Genomic DNA, 19,782 nt, shown 5'->3' with positions numbered 1-19,782 from the left:
GGAGATCCGGCTAGCCCGGCCGCACGAACACGCCGTCCATGCCGATCAGCCGGGCGGTGCGACGGTTGAAATAGCCGGGGATGAACAGGGCCGGGACGAAGCCGAGTTCCGCCATGTGCCGGATGCTGTCGAGATACGACGGCTCGCCGTCATAGACCGGCACGACCGACAGCTCCATCTGCACCGCGGCGATGCGCGGCAGCACGCCGCGCGCGCCGTCCAGCACCTGGCGCTCGGTGCCCTGGGTGTCGATCTTCAGCAGCACCCGGTCGTCCGGCCGGGCGTGGCGCGGGAAGATCCGCTCCAGCCGCGCCTGCGACGCCACCTCGGTGCCGACATAGGCCGAGCCATCGAGCAGGTCCGCCATCTCGGCGGTGAAGTCGAGCACCGAGCTCATGTCGCTCTCGCCAGAGACCTGCAGCGTCACCGGCGCGTCGTTGTCGCCCAGCGCCATCCGCGACTCGACCGCCCAGTCTGGATCGCCGGCCGCCGCCGCGGTCAGCGCGGCATGGGCGGCCGACAGCGGCTCGACCGAGACGATCCGCCCGGCATAGCCGCCGCGCCGCAGCCGCTGCGCGTACTGGCCGACATTGGCGCCGACGTCGAACACCAGGGTGATGCCCTGGTGCTCGAGCACCCGGACCAGGTTGCGCGTGTCCTTGGAGACCAGCTCGGGCGGGACAGGGTCGCTCATCGAATGCGCTCTGGGGTCCGTTCAAGAATGCGGTTGGCGTGAGTCGGCTGGCGGTGGTTTCGAGAACCGGCGCGCAGCGCACGTTTGGGTGCGTGAGCACCGGAAGCTTCGAGTCCGCCGCCAGGCGGCCGCGCCGGCCGCATTATCGGACGGATCCTCAGGAATGCGCCCACTCCCAGTACAGCTTGCGGGCCTTGGCGTAGAACGGGCCCGGCTGCAGATGCCGATCCTCCAGCCGGGTGCAGGGCAGCACCTTGGCGAAGTTGCCGGTCTGGAAGATCTCGTCGGCATCCGCCAGCTCATCCGGCCGGATCGCGCGCTCGACCACCTCGACCCCGTCACGGCGCAAGAGCTCGATCACCCGGCGGCGGGTGATGCCGGCCAGGAAGGTGCCGTTCGCCGCCGGGGTGTGCACCGCGCCGTCCTTGGCCATGAAGATGTTGGCGGTGGCGAATTCGGCGACGTTGCCGATCGGGTCCAGCATCACCGCATTGGTGAAGCCGCGGCTCTTGGCCTGGCGCATGGCGAAGCCGGATTGCGGGTACAGGCAGGCGGCCTTGGCCCGGGTCGGCGCCATCTCCGGCGACGGCCGGCGCAGCCCCTGGGCGAAGCAGGCGCTGTCCTCGCCCGGCTGCGGCAGCGGCGAATCATAGATCGACAGGCAGAAGCGCGTCGCCGCCGGGTCGGGCTCGATCCAGCCGTCCTCGGCCCAGAACATCGGCCGGATATAGACCGCGGCGTCGGCCGGGAAACGGCGCAGCCCCTCGCGGGCCAGCGCCTCGATCTCCTCGGCCGGCAGTGTCGCCTCCAGCCCCATGGCCTTGGCCGAGGCCACGGCCCGGGCGCAATGCCGGTCGAGGTCCGGCGCCACGCCTTCGAAGCCGCGGGCGCCGTCGAAGATGATCGAGGCCATCCAGGCGGCATGCGTCAGCGGCCCCATGATCGGCGGATTGCCCTCCTGCCAGGAGCCGTCGAGGAAGGTCCACGCTTGTCTCGCCATGTCGTCCGTCCGATCCCGCATCCTATGACCGGCGGAGCATAGGCGAGCGGCCGGGCGGCGCCAACACCGCCCGGCGGCCGATGCCCCAGCCCTGCGCCGGACGCAGAGGCCGGCCTGGCCGCGGCTACTGGCTCGACCAGACGATGCGGGCCTTCCAGACCACGTCCGACAGCTTCAGCGACTGCATCGGCTCGTCGCCCGACAGGGGCTTCAGATCGATCCGGTTGGCGCTGATCCGCACCAGCTCGCCGATCAGCAGCGCCCCGTCCGCCGTCTTCGCCACCACCCGGTCGCCGCGGCGCAGCCCGGCCGCCGGCGAGACGACGATGACGTCGCCGTCCCGGTAGATCGGCGCCAGGTCGCCGCCCGTGACCTCCAGCGCATAGGCGTTCGGGTCGGACAGGTTCGGGAAGTCCACCTCGTCCCACCCCTTGCCGGTGGGGTGGCCTGCGTCGTCGAACAGCCCGTCGGCGGCGGCCTGGGCGTGGCTGACCACGGGGATCCGCCGGGCCGGCAGGCCCGATCCGTCGTCGATCAGCCGCACGAAGGCGGCCATCGAGCTGCTGGTCGCGTCGAGGATCTTGGAGATGCTCTCGGTGGACGGCCAGCGCAGCTTGCCGTCGCTCGACTGGCGCTTGCTTGGATTGAAGGTCGTGGGGTCCAGCCCTGAGCGGCGCGCGAGGCCGGATGCGGACAGACCGTTGAGCCTGGCGAGACGGTCGATCGCCGCCCAGATGTCGGCGTGCTTCAGCATGGGAACAATATCTCCCGGGGGCGTTGAGCCACGTGTAGGAACGCAATCATCTATAAAACTTACATAAAAATGAATATGTTTGTTTTCCTAAAACCTGTTGCTCCCCCATCTTGCATCTCGCCTATTCGACAGACGTGGCCCCCACCACGCCTGGCATTGTACAAGTCGCGCGACCTTTGCGCTATGACCCGAAAGGGACAGGCCGACAGGTTATCCGTTCTCATCTTAGAGCAGGCGACCGCCCTCCTATCACCCCCAGATGGGGGATCGGCTGCGATCACTGCATCCCGGCAAGCGGCAGGCCGACGGACCGTCGCCGTCCCTGCGCGCTTCGCCGCGGCCGGTCGTGAAGGCTTGGGTTGGCAGCGGCCTCAGTTGACGCTATCCCTGCGATCCATGCCCCGCCCCATGACCAAGATCGCGATGCCGGCCCCCCTCCTCCGTGCCACAATCCTCCTCGCCGCCCTGGCCGCACTGCCCGCCGGCGCGGCCACCGTCGACACCATCGCCAGGCAGGCGATCCTGATCGACACCACCACCGACACGGTGCTGATGGAGAAGGCGGCGGACGAGCGCATGCCGACATCGTCGATGAGCAAGATGATGACGGCCTATCTGGTCTACGACGCGTTGCGCGACGGCCGGATCACGCTCGACACGAAGTTCCCGGTCAGCAAGAAGGCCTGGCAGACCGGCGGGTCGAAGATGTTCGTCCAGGTCGGGGACAGCATCCGGGTCGAGGACCTGCTGCGCGGCCTGCTGATCCAGTCCGGCAACGACGCCGCGGTGGTGCTGGCCGAAGGCCTGGCGGGGTCGGAGAGCGCCTTCGCCGACCGCATGAACGAGATGGCGAAGACGCTGGGCATGAACGCCAGCCACTTCGTCACCTCCAACGGCCTGCCGGACCCGGAGCACTATTCGACCGCACGGGACCTGGCGATCCTGGCCGAGCGGATGATCTCGGACTTCCCGCAATACTACCGCTACGACGGCGAGCGCGAGTTCACCTGGAACAAGATCAAGCAGGGCAACCGCAACCCGCTGCTGTACCGCGACATGGGCGTGGACGGGATCAAGACCGGCCACACCGATTCCGGAGGCTACGGCCTGACCGCCTCGGGCGTGCGCGACGACCGGCGGCTGATCCTGGTGGTCAACGGGCTGCCCAGCATGCAGTCCCGCGCCGACGAAGGCGCCCGCCTGCTGGAATGGGGCTGGAACCAGTTCCGCCTGTACCCGCTCTTCAAGGCCGGCGCCACGGTCGACGAGGCGACGGTCTGGCTCGGCGCCGAGGACAAGGTGCCGGTGACGGTGGCGCAGGACCTGGCCATGACCCTGCAGCCTGCCGATTTCGACAAGATGACCGTCACCGCCCGGTTCCGGGAGCCGATCGAGGCGCCGATCGCCAAGGGCCAGGTGCTGGGCGAGATCGACATCGCCCCGCCGGACGGGCCGGTGCGCAAGGTGCCGCTGGTCGCCGCCCAGGACATGCCGGAGGCCTCGATCTTCCGGGCCCTCGGCATGAAGCTCGGCCTGCTGCTGGGTCTCTGAGCCGCCGGCCCTCTCCGGCCCGGCGGAAGGGCGGCGCTTTCGATCAGGTCGGCGTCGCCTTCGGTCAATGAGGCCCGCAGCCGCCGCGTAGCATCGCCAGCATCCGAGCCCGTCCGACGAGAGACGGGCCGCAGGCGAGGACCAACCGGCGGATGCCAGCGACCGCGGCCAACCCGACAGCCCCCTCGGACCGGACGATCGCGGCGCCGCTGCGGCTGCATCATGAGACCGTGCGGGCGGAGTGGACCGACTACAACGGCCATCTGAACGACGGCTACTATGCCGTCATCTTCAGCCACGCCACCGACGCCTTCCTGGACTTCGCCGGCATCGACGCCGCCTACCGGGCGCGCAGCCGGCGCACGGTCTTCACCGGCGAGATGAAGATCCGCTACCGGCGCGAGGCCCATGCCGGCGACGAGGTGGCGGTCGAGACCCGGCTGGGCGCGATGGACGCCAAGCGCTTCACCCTGCACCACCTCATGCGCCGAACCGCGGACGGCACCGTGCTGGCCGAGAGCGAGGTGCTGAACCTGTCGATCGACGCGACCGGGCCGAAGGTCGCGCCGTTCGAGGCCGAGATCCATGACCGCTTGAGCGAGATCCGCGCCGCCCACGAGGCCGCCGCGGAGGACGAGAAGGGCTGACAACGCCCCCCGTTCCCATGAGGACAGACAGGAGGCAGTGATGAATGCGAGACGTTTCCTTTTCGCCGCCGCGGCGATCGCCGCGCTGGCCCCGGCTGGCGACGCGCTGGCCGACGACGCGGCCTGCAAGGCCGTCAAGCTGTCGGATGTCGGCTGGACCGACATCACCTCGACCACGGCCCTGGCCAGCACGGTGCTGACCGGGCTTGGCTACGAGCCCAAGGTCGACATGCTGTCGGTCGCGGTCACCTTCGAATCGCTCAAGAACAACCAGGTGAACCTGTTCCTCGGCAACTGGATGCCGTCGCAGACCGAGATGGTCGAGCCCTATCTGAAGCAGGGGGTCGAGCTGGTCGGCACCAACCTGGCCGACGCCAAGGTGACGCTGGCGGTCAACCGCGAGGCCCATGAGGCCGGGGTCAAGGACTTCGCCGACCTGCAGAAATTCGCCGACAAGTTCGGCAAGTCGATCTACTCGATCGAACCCGGCTCCTCCGCCAACAAGAACCTGTCGGCCATCATCGAGAAGAACGAGTTCGGCCTCGGCGGCTGGAACCTGGTCGAGGCCAGCGAGCAGGCGATGCTGGCCCAGGTCGACCGGGCGGCGCGGCGCGGCGAATGGGTGGTGTTCCTGGGCTGGGCGCCGCATCCGATGAACATCAAGTACAAGATCGACTATCTCAGCGGCGGCGACGCCTATTTCGGCCCGAACTACGGCGGCGCCACGGTGCGCACCCTGGCCAACCGGACATGGCTGGCCGGCTGCCCGAACGTACAGAAATTCGCTAGGCAGCTGGTGTTCGACCTGAACACCGAGAACCGGATGATGGCGATGATCCTGGACGAGGGCATGGACCAGAACGCCGCCGCCCGGAAATGGCTGACCGAGAACCCCGAGCTGCTGACCAGGTGGCTCGACGGCGTCACCACCATCGACGGCAAGCCGGGGCTGGAGGCGGTGAAGGCGTCGCTGAAGAGCAGTTAGCTAGCCCTTCAGCCGGGCGATCGCCGCCCCGGTCTCCGCCGCCAGCCGCGCGACCAGCTCGGCCACCGGCTGGCGCCGGGCCAGGCGCAGCCCCTGCCCGGCCCAGAGCGACAGGAATTCCGCCCGCCCCGCCTTTCCCGCCGCGCCGCGCAGCGGCCGGGTCAGCGCGTTCTGCAGCGGGAAGGGCAGCGCACCCGAAGGCTCGCCCGGCGGCTCGACCGCGGTCATGAAGCGATTGACGATGCCGCGGGCCGGCCGGCCGCTGAAGGCGCGGGTCAGCCGGGTCTCATGCTCGCGCGCCGCCAGGATCGCAGCCTTGTAGGCATCGGACACGCCGGCCTCATCGCAGGTCAGGAAGGCGGTGCCCATCTGCACCGCCTCGGCGCCGAGCGCCAGGGCCGCGGCGATGCCACGTCCGTCCATGATGCCGCCGGAGGCGACCACCGGCAGCGGCACGGCATCGACGATCTGCGGCACCAGCGCCATGGTGCCGATCATCGAATCCGCGAAGCCCGCCGCGAAGCTGCCGCGATGGCCGCCGGCCTCGCTGCCCTGGGCGACGATCGCATCGGCGCCGGCTTCATGCCAGGCGACCGCCTCCTCCACCGTGGTCGCGGTGCCGAACAGCGCCGCGCCGCGCGCCTTGATCACTGCCAGCGAAGCGGCCGGGGGCAGGCCGAAGGTGAAGCTGACCGCCGCGGCGCCGCTGTCGAGCGCGGCCGCGAGCTGGGCGTCGAAGTCGGGGCCCTGCGGCAGCGGGAAGGACGGCACCGGCAGGCCGAGTTCGGCATAGAACGGCGCCACCCGCGCCACCGCCCGGTCGGCGTCGGCCGGCAGGTCCGGCACCGGGGCCGGGCTGAACAGGTTGATGCCGAAGGGCCGCGCGGTGCGCGCCCGCACCGCCCGCGCCGCCTCCAGGATCTGGTCCGGCGTCAGATAGGCGGCGCCGATCGACCCCAGGCCTCCGGCCCCCGACACCGCGGCGACCAGGGCCGGCGTGTCGCCGCCCCCGGCCATCGGCGCCTGCAGGATCGGGTGGCGCAGGCCGAAGCGCTGCATCAGCGGGGTGACGACGGACATGGCCGGATCCTCATGCGGAAGTCGGACGCAGGGTGCCCCCAGCGGGACGGGCGGTCGAGCCCGATGTCGAGGGCGAAGGCCAGGACCAGCGCCGCGGCGCCGATCCCGAACAGCAGGGCGTGGCCGGAACCGCCGGCGAACAGGGCGGAGAAGCCGTAGGCCGCGGCGGCCTGCCCGACTGCGAAGCCGACCGTGGCCCGGCGCCAGGCGGCGTCGCGGGCGGCCGGATCGGCGACCAGCGCCTGGACCCGGCCGAGCACCAGCGGCACGATGCCGGGGACGAAGGCGCCGACGACCAGGCTGGAGGCGGCCAGCGCCACGGTGCCGTCGGCCACGGCCGGCAGGCCGACGGCCGCGGCCTGGACCAGGAAGGCCAGGCGCAGCGCGGCCCGGAAACCGACCCGGTCGGCCAGCCGGCCGAGCAGCACCGGCCCGGCCACCGCGCCGAGGCCGAACAGCACCCAGTCGACCGCGCCGGCCGTGAGGCCGCGGCCGAGGCCGCGGACCACGAAGTCGACCAGGAAGACCATGTGCGGCACCAGCCCGACGGCGTTGAGCGCGTATTCCGCGCTGAGCCCGGCCAGCGCCAGGGCCGGCGGACGGGATCCGGCCGAAGCCGCCTCGGGCGCGGCCGGCGAGGCCCAGGGCCAGCCGCCCCAGCCCAGCGCCGTCAGCGCCAGGGCCAGGACGCCGAGGCCGGCCCAGGTCGCCTCCAGCCCCGCCTGCAGCAGCAGCGGCACCAGCGTGCCGGAGGCGGCGATGCCGAGCCCGACGCCGGCGAAGATCAGCCCGCCGGCACGGCCGCGATGCGCCGGCTCGATCCCGGGCAGCACAGCCGGGGCGGCCAGCACCATGATCGCCCCGCCGGCGAGGCCGGCGGCGAAGCGCCAGGCCAGCAGCCACAGCGGCGACAGCGGCACCGCGCAGGCCAGGAAGGAGATGGCGGCGAGCAGCATCATGCCGCGCAGCGGCGGCACCGGCCCGGCCGGCGCGGCGAGCCGACGGGCGCACAGGGCGCCGGCGAGATAGCCGGCGAGATTGGCGGCACCGAGCTGCGCCGCCCCGCCCGGCGTCAGCCAGCCGGCGTCGATCAGCGACGGGATCAGCGGCGTATAGGCGAAGCGCGCCAGGCCGATGCCGACCAGGCTGGCGCACAGGGCGGAGAGGATCGGGCGGGGAAGGGCGGCGGAGGACATGCCACCAGGATAGGGAGGGCGAGCCGTCTCGAATAATGTCTACTTTTGATCATCACCATCACTATGGCAGATGACTACTCCGCCGCACGGACCGCCCCATCGGCACGGAACAGGTCGAGGAAGGCGGTCAGCGCGCTAGTCTCCGGCGCGTCGCGATGGCGGATGAACAGCGTCTCGACCCGCGCCTCGGCCGGCGTCAGGCCGTGCACCGCCACCCGCCCGGCGGCCCAGACCGGGCCGATCAGGGCGCGCGGCAGCAGGGTGATGCCGAGCCCGGCGGCGACGCAGCCGAAGATCGCCTCCAACGTGCCGAATTCGAGCCGGCGCAGGCCGACCGCCCCGCGCCGGGCCAGCACCTCCTCCAGCCGCTGGCGGTAGGAGCAGCCGGCGCGCAGCACGACGATGCGCAGGCCGCCGGACGCGGTGCCGTCGGCCAGCAGCCGGTCGAGCCCGCCGGCGCCGGGCGCGGTCAGCAGCACCAGCTCCTCCTCGAACACGACCTCGGCGGCGAGGTCGGGGTGGTGCACCGGGCCGCAGACGAAGGTGCCGTCGACCCGCCGCGCCAGCACCTCGGCCACCAGCTCGGCCGTGGTGCCGGTGCGCAGCGCCAGGTCGACCGCCGGATGGGCCGCGGCATAGGCGGCCAAGGCGGGCGACAGCCGCAGCGCCGCCGTGGTCTCGAGCGCACCGAGGGTCAGCGGCCCGCCCGGCGTGCCGTCGTCGCGGGCCGCCCGCGCGGCGTCCGCCAGCAGTTGCCCCACCCGCCCGGCATAGGGCAGGAGGCGCCGCCCGGCCGCGGTCAGGACGACGCCGCGGCTGTGCCGCTCGAACAGCGGCAGGCCCAGCTCCTCCTCCAGCGCCCGGATCCGGGCGGTGACGTTGGACTGGACGGTGTTGAGCTCGGCCGCCGCCCGGCCGATGCCGCCGGTGCGGGCCACCGCCTCGAACACCCTGAGATCCCTGTCGTTCACGATGCACCCGTGTGTCATGCTCCGGGAGGACGATGATTGTATCGGAGGACGCCGCCGTGCGGCGACATGGACTCCGGATTACCAAAACGTAAGTACGCCGCCGCGGGCCTTCCCCCTACTCTCCGGCCCCGGGTCAAACGCCCGCGGCACCGTCTCGGCGTGCGACGGTCCGGCGGGAGCGGTGGGAAGCTCTCTCGGCGTGGTCCGTCCGTCACGCCAGCGATCCGCTGTCCGAGAGCCTGACGCGCCCATGCAGATCCTCCTGATCGAAGACGACAACGAGACGGCCCAGCACATCATCGGCTCGCTGCGCCATGCCGGCCATGCGGTCGAGCACAGCGTCACCGGCGCTGAGGGGCTGGCCCGTGCTGCCGCCGCCCGCGCCGGCTGCGCGCCGCGGCTGCTGATCGTCGACCGCATGCTGCCGGACATCGACGGCATCACCCTGGCCCGCCGGCTGCGCGGGCAGGGCAACGCGGTGCCGATCCTGTTCCTGACCACGCTGGGCGGGGTCAGCGATCGGGTCGAGGGGCTGAACGCCGGCGGCGACGACTATCTGGTCAAGCCCTTCGCCCTGGCGGAGCTGCTGGCCCGGGTCGATGCCCTCGCCCGCCGCGCCGGCGCCGCCGCGGTGGAGACCGCGCTGCACGTCGCCGACCTCGAGATCGACCTCCTGAAGCGGACCGCCACCCGGGCCGGCCAGGCGATCGACCTGCAGCCGCGGGAGTTCAAGCTGCTGGAATACCTGATGCGGCATTCCGGCCAGATCGTGACCCGCAGCATGCTGCTCGAGCATGTGTGGGAGTTCCATTTCGAGCCGCAGACGACGGTGGTGGAAACCCATATCAGCCGGCTGCGCGGCAAGATCGACCGCGGCTTCGACGCGCCCCTGCTCGACACCGTCCGCGGCGTTGGGTACTGCCTCCGTGATCCTGGTTAGCTCATGGGCCAGGCTGGTCCGCACCGCGACGTTCCGGCTGGCCGCGGGCTTCGCCGCGCTGTTCAGTGTCTCGATCATCGTGGTGTCCAGCATCGTCTACGTGGCGATGACGCGGTATTCCGACCAGCAGATCGACCTGTCGATCAGCGCGGAGATGAAGACGGTCCGGGATTCCATGGCCGGAGCCTCGCCCCCCGAGATCGTCAAGGCGATCAACGACCGCATCACTGATATCGATCCGGATTACTACTACTACGCCCTGCAGGATGCCGAGGGCGGCGTGCTGGCCGGCAACCTGCGGCCCATGCCGGTCGCGACCGGCTGGGCCGACATTCCGCTGGAGACGACCGACGGCGACGGCGTTTCCGAGCGCCACCTCATTCGCGGGCTCGGCGTCGACCTGACGCCGGAGCTGCATCTGTTCATCGGCCGCGACACCCATGATCTGGACGAGCTGCAGGAGGGCATCACCCGCTTCTTCCTGGCCGGCGCCGTGGCGACGGTGCTCCTGGCGCTGGCCGGCGGCCTGGTGCTGAGCGCCCGCTTCCTGCGCCGGGTGGAGGCGGTGAACACCGCCGCCCGCCATATCATGGACGGCCATCTGGACGAGCGGGTGCCGAGCCGCGGCAAGGCCGACGAGTTCGACCGCCTGGCCGACAACCTGAACGCCATGCTGGACCGCATCCAGCAGCTGATGCAGGGGCTGCACCAGGTCTCCAGCGACATCGCGCACGACCTGCGGACGCCGCTGTCGCATATGCGCCAGCGCCTCGAGGCGGCGCGGCTCAAGGCCGCCTCGGCCGAGGACTACGACGCCGCGGTGGAGCGGGCCGTGGCCGACATCGACGGCATCCTCGGCGTCTTCGCGGCGCTGCTGCGCATCGCCCAGATCGAGTCCGGCGCGCGACGCGAGGGCTTCGCCCCGGTCGACCTGTCGGGCGTGTTCGAGACCATCATCGACACCTACGGCCCGGTGGCCGACGATTCCGGGCACCGGCTGGCCGGCACGGTGGCGCCCGGCCTGCGGATCCGCGGCGACCGGCAGCTGTTGACCCAGATGCTGGCCAATCTGGTGGAGAACACGATCCGCCACACCCCCGCCGGGACCGCGATCTCGGTATCGCTGGCACCCGGGCCCGAAGGGCCGGTCGGGCAGGTGCGCGACACCGGTCCCGGCATTCCGGAGGCGGCGCGCGAAAAGGTGTTCCAGCGCTTCTTCCGGCTCGACGCCAGCCGGATGACCCCGGGCAGCGGCCTGGGCCTCAGCCTGGTGGCCGCGGTGGCGCAGCTGCACGAGATCCGGCTGACGCTGTCGGATGCCCGCCCCGGCCTCGCCGTCACGCTGGATTTCGCCGAGGCGGCCAAGCCCGTGGCTGCGGCCGGCCGGAGCGTCGCGGCGCGCGGCGAGGCCCGGCACGGGCAGAGTCCCGCGCAGCCTCGGGGCGTTCCCATCGCGGCGCCGCGTCGTCGCCCATAGCCACGCCGCCGCACCGGGGATATGCTCCTAACATGCTGCACGGCCGGACTTTTCCGGTCGCGGCCGCCCGACCGGAACGGCGATGCATTTCACCGGCGATAGTCTGTCCCATTCCCTGATGCCCGGCCACGACCCCTGGCTGGTGGTCCTGGCCATCCTGGTCGCGGTGCTTGCCTCCTATGTCGCCTTCAACCTCGGCCAGCGCATCCGCGTTGCCCGCGGCGAGGCACGGCTGCTGTGGTTGGCCGGCGGCGCCGTGGCCATGGGCGGCGGCATCTGGTCGATGCACTTCATCGCCATGCTCGCCCTGCACCTGCCGGTCGACATCGCCTACGATCTGCGGCTGACCCTGCTGTCGCTGCTGATCGCGGCGCTGGCGACCGGCGCCGGCTTCACCGTCGCCACGCTCGGCCAGGCGGCGTCGGGCGCGGCCGCACGCCCGGCCCCCGTGCCTCCGCTGCCGCTCCTGGCCGGCGGCCTGTGCCTGGGGCTCGGCATCGCCGGCATGCACTATGTCGGCATGGCCGCGATCCTGGCCCCCGGCCGCATCGTCTACGACCCGGTCGTCCTGGCCCTCTCGGTGCTGATCGCCCTGGTCACCGCCACCGCGGCACTGCACCTGGCCCTGTCCGATATCGGGCACGTCCGGCGAATCCTGGCCGCCCTGGTCATGGGGGCGGCCATCACCGGCATGCACTTCATCGGCATGGCGGCGGCACGGTTCGTTCCCGATCCCGCCGTCCACGCCGGCACCGCCGGCATCCCGGTGCCGCCGACGATCCTGGCCGGGCTGATCGCCGCGGCCGCCATCGTCGTCTTCGCCCTGGCCCTGATCGCCATCCGGCTGGACCGCCGGATCTCCGAGCTGCAGGCCCAGCGCCAGCTCGCCGTCCTGGACGAGCGTCACGCCGCCACCCTGAACGCGCTGCCGATGCCGCTGGCGCTGATCGACGAGCGCGGCGTCATCCTGACCGCTAATCCGCCCTGGCAGTGGCCGGGCGAGCGCGAGCGCTTCGTCGGCGGCGGCTCCGGCCCCGGCGAGGACTATTTCGCGCTGTGCGCCGCCGCCGGCCCGGCGGGCGCCGAGGTGCGGGTCCATCTGGCCGGCGTGGTCCAGGGCATCCGGCCGGCCGCGTCGGTCGAATACCCGATGGGCGGCACGGGCGGCCGGACCATCCGCCTCCTGGCCGCGCCGATCGCCGAGGGCCGCGCGGCCGGCGCCGTGGTGGCGCATCTCGACATCACCGCCGAGCGGGTGGCCGAACAGCGCATGCGCGAGGCGATGCGGACGGTCGAGGCCGCCGACAACGCCAAGACCACCTTCCTGGCCCATATGAGCCATGAGCTGCGGACGCCCCTGAATGCGATCCTCGGCTTCTCCGAGCTGATCCGCGACGCCCATCTCGGGCCGCTGCCGGAGCGCTACCGCGGCTATGCCGAGGACATCCACCGCTCGGGCCAGCACCTGCTGGCCCTGGTCAACGACGTGCTCGACCTGTCGCGGGTCGAATCCGGCCGGCTCGAGCTGCAGCCGGAGCCGGTCGATCTGGCCAGCGACATCCAGGATGCGGTCAGCCTGGTGGCGCAGCGCGCCGAGGCGCACGGCATCATCATCGAGCAGCGGGTGGCGCGCGACCTGCCGCTGCTGGACGCCGACCCGCTGCGGCTGCGCCAGATCCTGATCAACCTGCTGACCAACGCGGTGAAGTTCACGCCCGATGGCGGCCGCGTCACGATCGACGCCGTCGCCGTGGCGCGGTCGGTCCGCGTCACCGTCGCCGACACCGGCATCGGCATGACCGAGCAGGAGATCGCATTGGCGCTGGAGCCGTTCCGTCAGGCCCGGAAGCTGTCACGGCGGCCGCGCGAGGGTTCGGGGCTGGGCCTGCCGCTGGCCAAGGCGCTGGTCGAGAGCCATGGCGGCATGCTGATGATCGACAGCGAGCCCGAGGTCGGCACCCGCATCACCCTGATGCTGCCGGCCGGCGGCGACGCGGCGCCGGACGGCGATGGCGCCGCCATGGCCAATGAAAGGGCCGGCGGCGGGGTGTTCGAGCCCCCGCCGCTCAGCATCGGCCGGCCGGTCAGTCGGCGGCGTTGACCATCGCCTGGAACACGCGCCAGGCGACCTCCACCGTGACACCGCCCGACCGTGCGCCCGCCGCCAGCATGCCGGCGGTCGGCTTGGTCGGGACCGTGGTAATGCCGGGATCGCCCATCGCCGTCACCATGTCGAGGGCATAGGTCATCGGGGTCTTCAGCTCGACCACCGTCAGATTATCCGTCATCGCAATGTCGCCCATTTTGGGCATCTCCCCACATGTTAATGCCTGCCGACGGTGCAAGGGGCGTGCCAATGGCGAAACCGGGCCGGCCGGATCGCCGGAGACGGATAAGACCCCAGTCACAAGGTCAAATCGGACGAATAATTCCAATATCTTCATCAATTTTGGAATTTATACTTTTGCCGAGTTTCAAACTCGAACTCGCTCTCGCAATTTGCAACGCGCAGCCGCATACGATTCGCATTCTGCAACGCTCACGATCCTCTGATCCGACCCCGCATCGCCGGGCGATCCGGGCTGTGACCGGCCATCGGACCTGCCGGCGTCCGGGCCGGCCCCGGGAGACCGCAACGGCGACCATGGACCGGCCCGAGATTGACGGGCGGAGACCGCTTCCCTAGGGTTCGCCCGCCATGACCATCTACAAGATCTGCAGCGCCGCGGAATGGGCGGCGGCCGAGGCCGCCGGCGCCTATCGCGGCTCCGCCGTCGACCACGAGGACGGCTTCATCCACTTCTCGACGGCCGAGCAGGCCGAGGAGACGGCGGCCCGCCACTTCGCCGGCCGGGACGGGCTGGTGCTGGTGGCGGTTGACGCGGCAGCGCTGGGCGACGCGCTGCGCTGGGAGCCGTCGCGCGGCGGGGCCCTGTTCCCGCATCTCTATGCCGAGCTGCCGCTGGCCGCGGTGCGGGGCGTGGCGCCGCTGCCGCTGGTCGACGGCCGCCACGCCTTCCCGCCACGGCTGTTCCCGATCGCCACCACGCCGTGAGCCGCCTCTTCGCCCTGGCCGCGCCGGTGCTGAAGGCGCTGCCGCCCGAGACGGCGCACCGGGCCACCATCACCGCGCTGAAGCTCGGCCTCGGGCCGGTCGCCGGCGAGCCCGACGACCCGGTCCTGGCGGTGCGGCTGTGGGGCCGCGATTTCGCCAACCCGATCGGCCTCGCCGCCGGCTTCGACAAGGACGCCGAGGTGGTGGATCCGATGCTGCGGCTGGGCCTCGGCTTCGTCGAGATCGGCAGCGTCACGCCGCGGGCCCAGCCCGGCAATCCGCGGCCGCGCGCCTTCCGGCTGCCGGACCAGCAGGCGCTGATCAACCGCTACGGCTTCAACAACCGCGGCCACGCCGCCGCCGTGGCCCGGCTGGAGGCGCGCCTCGCTGACGGCGCCGCAGCCCCAGGCCCGGGGGGCCTCCCAGGCCTTCTGGGCGTCAATGTCGGCCGCAACAAGGACAGCCGCGACCCGGAGGCCGACTATGCCGCCGGCATCCGCGCCTTCGCCCGGCTGGCCGACTACCTCGTCGTCAACATCTCGTCGCCCAACACGCCGGGGCTGCGGGCGATGCAGAGCCGCGAGCCGCTGCAGCGCCTGCTGGCCGCCGCCACCGCGGCGCGGGCCGAGGGCACGGCGCGGCCGCCGATCCTGGTCAAGATCGCCCCCGACCTGACGCCGGAGGACCTGGAGGATGTGGCCGAGGTGGCGCTGGCCGCCGGCATCGACGGGCTGATCGTGTCCAACACCACCATCGCCCGCCCGGCGGGGCTGCCGCCGGACCTGGCCGGCGAGCCCGGAGGGCTGAGCGGCAAGCCGCTGATGCAGCCCTCGACCGCGGTGCTGCGGCGGGTGGCGAAGCTGGTGGCCGGGCGGCTGCCGCTGGTCGGCGTCGGCGGCGTGGCCAGCGGCGCCGACGCCTATGCCAAGATCCGCGCCGGCGCCAGCCTGGTGCAGCTCTACACCGCGCTCGCCTATCGCGGCCCCGGCCTGGTCGGCGAGATCAAGCGCGACTTGGCCGGCCGGCTGCGCGCCGACGGCTTCCGCTCGGTCGCCGAGGCGGTCGGCGCCGATCTGCGCTAGCCGCCGGCCAGGCGGCGCTGATAGACCGCGAGATGGGTCGCGGCCAGGGCCAGGAGCGGCGTGTCGATCCCCGCGGCCCGGCCGCGGGCCAGCAGGTCGCCGATGATCTGGTCGGCCTCGATCGGCGCGCCCTGCTGCAGGTCGCGGTACATCGACGAGGTCCGGCCGGCCCCCGGCTCGGTCAGGAAGGCGCGGGTGCTGGCCAGGAAAGCGGCGCCGGGCGGCGTCCCGGCCGCCTTCACCACCGCCACCACCTCGTCCAGGAAGCGGCCGGCGAAATCGGCGCCGCCGGGCGCGGCCACGACCTCGCCGGTGCTGCCGCGCATCAGGCAGGTGATGCCGCCCAAGGCCGCCAGCATCACCCATTTCTCCCACATCTCGCGCTCGATCCCGGGCGTCAGCCGGGCGTCGAAGCCGGCGCCGCGCAGCACCGAATCGAGCCGGTCGGTACGGGCCGAGGGCGTGCCGTCCCGCTCGCCATAGGCCAGCTCGTGGAACCCGGCGAGCTGCACGATCCGGCCTTCGGCATCGACCGTGCCGGCGATCTTGCACACGCCGCCCAGCACCGCAGCGGAGCCGAAGCGTGCCGACAGCAGATCCATGTGCCGCATGCCGTTCAAGAGCGGCAGGATCATGGTCTCCGGCCCGACGGCGGGGGCGAGATCGGCCATCGCCCCGGCCAGGCCATAGGCCTTCACCGCCAGCAGCACGACGTCATAGGGGCCGTCGACCGCGTCGGCGGTGGCCAGCCGCGGCGCCAGGGTGACGTCGCCATGCGGGCTGACGATGCGCAGGCCCTGCGCCCGCAACGCGGCGGCGCGGCCAGGCCGCACCAGGAAAGTCACGTCGCGGCCGGCCTGGGCCAGCCGGCCGCCGAAGTACCCGCCGGTCGCGCCGGCGCCGACAACCAACAATCGCATCGCTCGCTCCGTTCTGCCCGTCGCGCCCCACCCCGGCCAAGCTGGGGTCCGCCCCGTTGGATGTAAAGGCGCTGTCTGGGCTGCGAATTGCGGGGGTGGACGCCTGTCCCTTCGGGTGCAATGACTCGATTCTCGTCAGCCCGGCCGGCCATGCCGCCCTCGGCACGACGTCATCCTTCCGGACCGAGGGGAGCTCACCGTCCATGGACACGCGCGGCATCAACGACATCGGCGCCTCGATCGACACGGCGGTCGAGGCGATCGCCCCCGGCCTGGTCGAGGTGCGGCGCGACATCCATGCCCATCCCGAGATCGGCTTCGAGGTCCAGCGCACCGCCGGCGTGGTGGCGGCGGAGCTCGACAGGCTGGGCATCCCCTACCGCACCGGGATCGGCCGCACCGGCATCGTCGCCGAGATCGAGGGCGGCGCCCCCGGCCCCTGCCTCTTGATCCGCGCCGACATGGACGCGCTGCCGATCCAGGAGATGACGGGCCTGCCCTTCGCCAGCACCGTGCCCGGCAAGATGCATGCCTGCGGCCATGACATCCACACCGCGACGCTGATCGGCGTCGGCGCCGTGCTGAAGGACCTGGCGCCGCGGCTGCGTGGATCGGTGCGGCTGGTGTTCCAGCCGGCCGAGGAGACGCCGGAGAGCGGCGCCGCGGCGATGATCGCCGACGGCGCAGCGGACGGCGCCGACCTGGCCCTGGCCTTCCACAACAGCCCGACCATGCCGATCGGCCAGTTCGGCTATCTCCGCGGCGCCAGCACCGCCTCGGCCGACACCTTCGACATCACCGTGCGCGGCCGGTCCGGCCATGCCGCGCGGCCGCAGGACGCCGCCGACCCGATCGTCGCCGCGGCCTATCTGGTGACCCAGCTGCAGACCGTGGTGTCGCGGACCATCGACCCGGCCCAGGGCGCGGTGGTGACGGTCGGCAGCATCGCCGGCGGCGCCACCCACAACATCATCCCCGACACCTGCACCCTGCGCGGCACGGTGCGGGCCCGGTCGCCCGAGGCGCGGGCCGCGGCGGAGGCGGCGATCCGCCGGATCGTGCAGGGCATCGAGCTGACCCAGGGCGTGACCTGCGCGCTGGACTACCAGCTGGGCGTGCCGCCGCTGATGAATGACGGCCGCGTGCTGGAGGCGTCGGTCGCCGCGGTGCGGGCGCAGTTCGGCGACGTGGTGCACGAGACCGCCCCCGGCTTCGGCGCCGAGGACTTCGCCTTCTTCTCCGAGCGGGTGCCGTCCTTCCACCTGCGGGTCGGCGCCGCCCAGCCCGGCCGCAACGACCACCTGCACAACTCCGACTATCAGCCCGACGAGCGCTGCATCGGCCTGGGTGCCGCCGCCCTGGTCCGCAGCGCGGTCGAACTCTTGTCCTGACCGGCACGGCCGGCTCGCGGTGAAGGCACCGGACCGAGCAGGGATCTCGCCATCGGGCCCGATTTCCGTCACCTTTCTCGGGTGAATTGCAGGAGGCGAGTCGCGCGGCCGCGGCCGCGACCCCCGGAATGAGGAAGAGACACCGATGATCGAGGCGATGAACCTCGCCATTCTCGTCGCGGCGGGACTCATTGCGCTCAGCGTCTTCACCAGCCTGATCTCCTTCCGGGTCGGCGCCCCCCTGCTGCTGGTGTTCCTCGCGGTCGGCCTCGGCGCCGGCGAGGACGGCATCGGCAAGATCCATTTCGACGACGCGCCCGCGGCCTATTTCATCGGCAGCGTCGCCCTGGCCCTGATCCTGTTCGACAGCGGCTTCGAGACGCGGCTGCAGAGCTTCCGCGCCGCCGCCGCGCCAGCCCTCACCCTGGCCACCGCCGGGGTGCTGCTGACGACCGGCATCGTCGCCGTGGCCGCCCGCAACGCCTTCGGCTTCGGCTGGACCGAATCGCTGCTGACCGGCGCCATCGTCAGCTCGACCGACGCCGCTGCCGTGTTCTTCCTGCTGCGGGTCGGCGGTATCACCCTGCGCGACCGCATGCGCTCGACCCTCGAGATCGAATCCGGCAGCAACGACCCGATCGCGATCTTCCTGACGCTGGCGCTGGTCGAGGCGGCGCGCCTGGGCACCGGGGCGGAGACCCTGACCTGGTCGCTGGTCACGACGTTCGCGGTGCAGGCCGGCATCGGCATTGCCTTCGGCCTGGCCGGCGGCTTCCTGATCGTGCGCGTGATCAACCGGGTCAGCCTCGATCCCGGCCTGTACCCGGTGGTCGTGCTGAGCCTCGCCCTCCTGATCTTCGCCGCCACCGGCATGCTGGAGGGGTCGGGCTTCGTCGCCGTCTACGTCGCCGGCCTAGTCGCCGGCAACGCCACGCTGCGCGCCTCCGCCCTGCTGCGCCGGTTCCAGAGCGGCATGACCTGGCTGGCCCAGATCTGCATGTTCCTGACCCTCGGCCTCCTGGCCACGCCGTCGCAGTTCCCAGCCGTTGCCCTGCCGGCGCTGGCCGTGGCCCTGGCGCTGACCTTCGTGGCCCGGCCGATCGCGGTCTGGCTGTGCCTGCTGCCCTACGGCTTCTCGCGCAACGAGACCACCTTCGTCGCCTGGGTCGGGCTGCGGGGCGCGGTGTCGATCCTGCTGGCCATCCTGCCGCTGATCGCGCAGCTGCCGGACGGGCGGACGATGTTCAACGGAGTCTTCCTGGTGGTGATCGTCTCGCTGCTGCTGCAGGGCTGGACCATCCGGCCGCTGGCCAGGTGGCTGGGCCTGATCGTGCCGCCGCGGATCGGCCCGGTCGACCGCGTCGAGCTGGAGCTGCCGGGCCGCGCCAACCACGAGCTGGTGGTCTACCGCATCGCGGCGCAGAGCCCGGTGGCGCGCGGCGAGCGCATCCCGCGCTGGGCCCGGCCGGCGCTGATCGTGCGCGACGGCCAGTCGGTCGACATCCACCATGCCGGGCGGCTGCAGACGGGCGACCAGGTCTACATCTTCACCCCGCCGCAGCAGGTGCGCCTGCTGGACCGGCTGTTCGCCACCCCGGCCCGGCTGGCCGAGGACGACCGCGACTTCTTCGGCGACTTCACCCTGCACGCCGAAGCGCCGCTGGCCGAGGTGGCGGAGAGCTACGGCTTCGCCCTGCCCGACCCGGCCGAGCCCCGCACCGTCGGCGCCTTCCTGCAGGACGGCTTCGGCGGCCGGGTCGAGGTCGGCGACCGGCTGCCGGTGGGCGGGGTCGAGCTGATCGTCCGCGCGGTCGACGACGAGAACGAGGTGACCGAGGTCGGGCTGGCGCTGGAGCCGAGCCGCGGCGCCCAGCCGAAGCTGCCGGTGTTCCAGAACCTGTCGGAGATCGCCGCCTGGATCCGCGGCTGGCTGCGCCAGCGCCGCGCCCGGCGCTCGCCTCCGGCCCCGGTGACGGAGCCTCCCCCGCCCGACGAGACGGCACCGGCCGGCCGGCCGGAATAGCGCGTTCGCCGGTTCC

18 protein-coding genes are annotated in these 19,782 nt (G+C 72.0%); 10 read left to right on the top strand and 8 right to left on the bottom strand.

The genetic code is table 11. The features are described 5' to 3' along the window. Positions 1–10: 10 nt before the first annotated feature. From ACFW16_RS21925 to ACFW16_RS21915, 3 genes are all read right to left on the bottom strand, one after another. The gene (locus ACFW16_RS21925; protein ID WP_380308946.1) at positions 11–694 is read right to left on the bottom strand and encodes an FkbM family methyltransferase; all 684 of its coding nucleotides are present in this window, start codon (positions 692–694) and stop codon (positions 11–13) included. A 157-nt stretch (positions 695–851) separates the two neighbouring features. Beyond that, complete coding sequence (locus ACFW16_RS21920; RefSeq protein ID WP_380308944.1) at positions 852–1,694, bottom strand: branched-chain amino acid aminotransferase; 843 nt, start codon at positions 1,692–1,694, stop codon at positions 852–854. A 124-nt stretch (positions 1,695–1,818) separates the two neighbouring features. Further along, positions 1,819–2,448, bottom strand: a complete 630-nt coding sequence (locus ACFW16_RS21915) for a helix-turn-helix transcriptional regulator (RefSeq protein WP_380308942.1) — start codon at positions 2,446–2,448, stop codon at positions 1,819–1,821. A gap of 423 nt (positions 2,449–2,871) precedes the next feature. Here ACFW16_RS21915 and ACFW16_RS21910 point away from each other — a divergent pair, with 423 nt between their 5' ends. The 3 genes from ACFW16_RS21910 to choX all read left to right on the top strand — a co-directional run bounded on the left by ACFW16_RS21910 (position 2,872) and on the right by choX (position 5,631). Beyond that, positions 2,872–3,999, top strand: coding sequence for a D-alanyl-D-alanine carboxypeptidase family protein (locus ACFW16_RS21910; protein WP_380308940.1), 1,128 nt, complete (start codon positions 2,872–2,874; stop codon positions 3,997–3,999). Positions 4,000–4,151: 152 nt separating this feature from the next. Then, positions 4,152–4,646, top strand: coding sequence for a thioesterase family protein (locus ACFW16_RS21905; protein ID WP_380308938.1), 495 nt, complete (start codon positions 4,152–4,154; stop codon positions 4,644–4,646). Between the two features lie 40 nt (positions 4,647–4,686). Beyond that, a complete protein-coding gene (gene choX / locus ACFW16_RS21900; protein WP_380308936.1) occupies positions 4,687–5,631 on the top strand; it encodes a choline ABC transporter substrate-binding protein in 945 nt (314 codons plus the stop codon). Here the strand turns inward: choX and ACFW16_RS21895 are convergent, their stop codons facing one another. The 3 genes from ACFW16_RS21895 to ACFW16_RS21885 all read right to left on the bottom strand — a co-directional run bounded on the left by ACFW16_RS21895 (position 5,632) and on the right by ACFW16_RS21885 (position 8,878). Continuing rightward, positions 5,632–6,711: an NAD(P)H-dependent flavin oxidoreductase gene (locus tag ACFW16_RS21895; protein WP_380308934.1), complete on the bottom strand. Its 1,080-nt coding sequence runs from the start codon at positions 6,709–6,711 to the stop codon at positions 5,632–5,634. Then, on the bottom strand, positions 6,690–7,907 hold the full coding sequence (locus tag ACFW16_RS21890) for a YbfB/YjiJ family MFS transporter (protein ID WP_380308932.1): 1,218 nt from the start codon (positions 7,905–7,907) through the stop codon (positions 6,690–6,692). Before ACFW16_RS21890 ends, ACFW16_RS21895 begins: the two co-directional genes overlap by 22 nt. A 74-nt stretch (positions 7,908–7,981) precedes the next feature. Continuing rightward, positions 7,982–8,878, bottom strand: coding sequence for a LysR family transcriptional regulator (locus ACFW16_RS21885; protein ID WP_380308930.1), 897 nt, complete (start codon positions 8,876–8,878; stop codon positions 7,982–7,984). A 250-nt stretch (positions 8,879–9,128) separates the two neighbouring features. Between ACFW16_RS21885 and ACFW16_RS21880 the strand changes: the two genes are divergently transcribed. From ACFW16_RS21880 to ACFW16_RS21870, 3 genes are all read left to right on the top strand, one after another. Continuing rightward, positions 9,129–9,818 carry a winged helix-turn-helix domain-containing protein gene (locus ACFW16_RS21880; protein WP_380308928.1) on the top strand — a complete coding sequence of 230 codons (690 nt, stop codon included), beginning with the start codon at positions 9,129–9,131 and terminating at the stop codon, positions 9,816–9,818. Next, entirely contained in the window at positions 9,805–11,295 is a 1,491-nt protein-coding gene (locus ACFW16_RS21875) for a sensor histidine kinase (protein ID WP_380308926.1), read from the top strand. The genes ACFW16_RS21880 and ACFW16_RS21875 overlap by 14 nt, the downstream gene beginning before the upstream one ends. An 82-nt stretch (positions 11,296–11,377) precedes the next feature. After that, a complete protein-coding gene (locus tag ACFW16_RS21870; protein WP_380308924.1) occupies positions 11,378–13,396 on the top strand; it encodes an MHYT domain-containing protein in 2,019 nt (672 codons plus the stop codon). Here ACFW16_RS21870 and ACFW16_RS21865 read toward each other — a convergent pair. Beyond that, positions 13,380–13,583: a hypothetical protein gene (locus ACFW16_RS21865; RefSeq protein WP_225768126.1), complete on the bottom strand. Its 204-nt coding sequence runs from the start codon at positions 13,581–13,583 to the stop codon at positions 13,380–13,382. The genes ACFW16_RS21870 and ACFW16_RS21865 overlap by 17 nt on opposite strands. A gap of 410 nt (positions 13,584–13,993) precedes the next feature. On the opposite strand from ACFW16_RS21865, the gene ACFW16_RS21860 reads away from it, so the two are divergent. Both ACFW16_RS21860 and ACFW16_RS21855 read left to right on the top strand, forming a co-directional pair. Further along, positions 13,994–14,350 (top strand): DUF952 domain-containing protein, encoded by a 357-nt coding sequence (locus tag ACFW16_RS21860; protein ID WP_380308921.1) that lies wholly within the window; start codon positions 13,994–13,996, stop codon positions 14,348–14,350. After that, positions 14,347–15,432 (top strand): quinone-dependent dihydroorotate dehydrogenase, encoded by a 1,086-nt coding sequence (locus ACFW16_RS21855; RefSeq protein WP_380308919.1) that lies wholly within the window; start codon positions 14,347–14,349, stop codon positions 15,430–15,432. Before ACFW16_RS21860 ends, ACFW16_RS21855 begins: the two co-directional genes overlap by 4 nt. On the opposite strand, the gene panE is transcribed toward ACFW16_RS21855, so the two are convergent. Further along, positions 15,429–16,352 carry a 2-dehydropantoate 2-reductase gene (gene panE / locus ACFW16_RS21850; RefSeq protein ID WP_380308917.1) on the bottom strand — a complete coding sequence of 308 codons (924 nt, stop codon included), beginning with the start codon at positions 16,350–16,352 and terminating at the stop codon, positions 15,429–15,431. The two genes, ACFW16_RS21855 and panE, sit on opposite strands and share 4 nt — an antisense overlap. Before the next feature lie 203 nt (positions 16,353–16,555). Between panE and ACFW16_RS21845 the strand changes: the two genes are divergently transcribed. Beyond that, positions 16,556–17,743 carry a M20 family metallopeptidase gene (locus tag ACFW16_RS21845; protein ID WP_380308915.1) on the top strand — a complete coding sequence of 396 codons (1,188 nt, stop codon included), beginning with the start codon at positions 16,556–16,558 and terminating at the stop codon, positions 17,741–17,743. Positions 17,744–17,888: 145 nt separating this feature from the next. Next, positions 17,889–19,766 carry a potassium/proton antiporter gene (locus ACFW16_RS21840; RefSeq protein ID WP_380308914.1) on the top strand — a complete coding sequence of 626 codons (1,878 nt, stop codon included), beginning with the start codon at positions 17,889–17,891 and terminating at the stop codon, positions 19,764–19,766. Positions 19,767–19,782 lie beyond the last annotated feature (16 nt).

It is taken from the genome of Inquilinus sp. NPDC058860 (assembly GCF_042743185.1).
Lineage (GTDB): Bacteria > Pseudomonadota > Alphaproteobacteria > DSM-16000 > Inquilinaceae > Inquilinus.
The sequence above is the reverse complement of the archived record's forward strand: the minus strand, read 5'-3'. Positions and strand labels throughout refer to the sequence as shown.

Coding starts and splice junctions, on each gene's coding strand:
- ACFW16_RS21840 (WP_380308914.1), top strand. CDS start 17,889: ATGATCGAGGCGATGAACCTCGCCATTCTCGTCGCGGCGGGACTCATT.
- ACFW16_RS21895 (WP_380308934.1), bottom strand. CDS start 6,711: ATGTCCGTCGTCACCCCGCTGATGCAGCGCTTCGGCCTGCGCCACCCG.
- ACFW16_RS21860 (WP_380308921.1), top strand. CDS start 13,994: ATGACCATCTACAAGATCTGCAGCGCCGCGGAATGGGCGGCGGCCGAG.
- choX (WP_380308936.1), top strand. CDS start 4,687: ATGAATGCGAGACGTTTCCTTTTCGCCGCCGCGGCGATCGCCGCGCTG.
- ACFW16_RS21915 (WP_380308942.1), bottom strand. CDS start 2,448: ATGCTGAAGCACGCCGACATCTGGGCGGCGATCGACCGTCTCGCCAGG.
- ACFW16_RS21925 (WP_380308946.1), bottom strand. CDS start 694: ATGAGCGACCCTGTCCCGCCCGAGCTGGTCTCCAAGGACACGCGCAAC.
- ACFW16_RS21905 (WP_380308938.1), top strand. CDS start 4,152: ATGCCAGCGACCGCGGCCAACCCGACAGCCCCCTCGGACCGGACGATC.
- ACFW16_RS21890 (WP_380308932.1), bottom strand. CDS start 7,907: ATGTCCTCCGCCGCCCTTCCCCGCCCGATCCTCTCCGCCCTGTGCGCC.
- panE (WP_380308917.1), bottom strand. CDS start 16,352: ATGCGATTGTTGGTTGTCGGCGCCGGCGCGACCGGCGGGTACTTCGGC.
- ACFW16_RS21845 (WP_380308915.1), top strand. CDS start 16,556: ATGGACACGCGCGGCATCAACGACATCGGCGCCTCGATCGACACGGCG.
- ACFW16_RS21865 (WP_225768126.1), bottom strand. CDS start 13,583: ATGACGGATAATCTGACGGTGGTCGAGCTGAAGACCCCGATGACCTAT.
- ACFW16_RS21880 (WP_380308928.1), top strand. CDS start 9,129: ATGCAGATCCTCCTGATCGAAGACGACAACGAGACGGCCCAGCACATC.
- ACFW16_RS21910 (WP_380308940.1), top strand. CDS start 2,872: ATGCCGGCCCCCCTCCTCCGTGCCACAATCCTCCTCGCCGCCCTGGCC.
- ACFW16_RS21870 (WP_380308924.1), top strand. CDS start 11,378: ATGCATTTCACCGGCGATAGTCTGTCCCATTCCCTGATGCCCGGCCAC.
- ACFW16_RS21920 (WP_380308944.1), bottom strand. CDS start 1,694: ATGGCGAGACAAGCGTGGACCTTCCTCGACGGCTCCTGGCAGGAGGGC.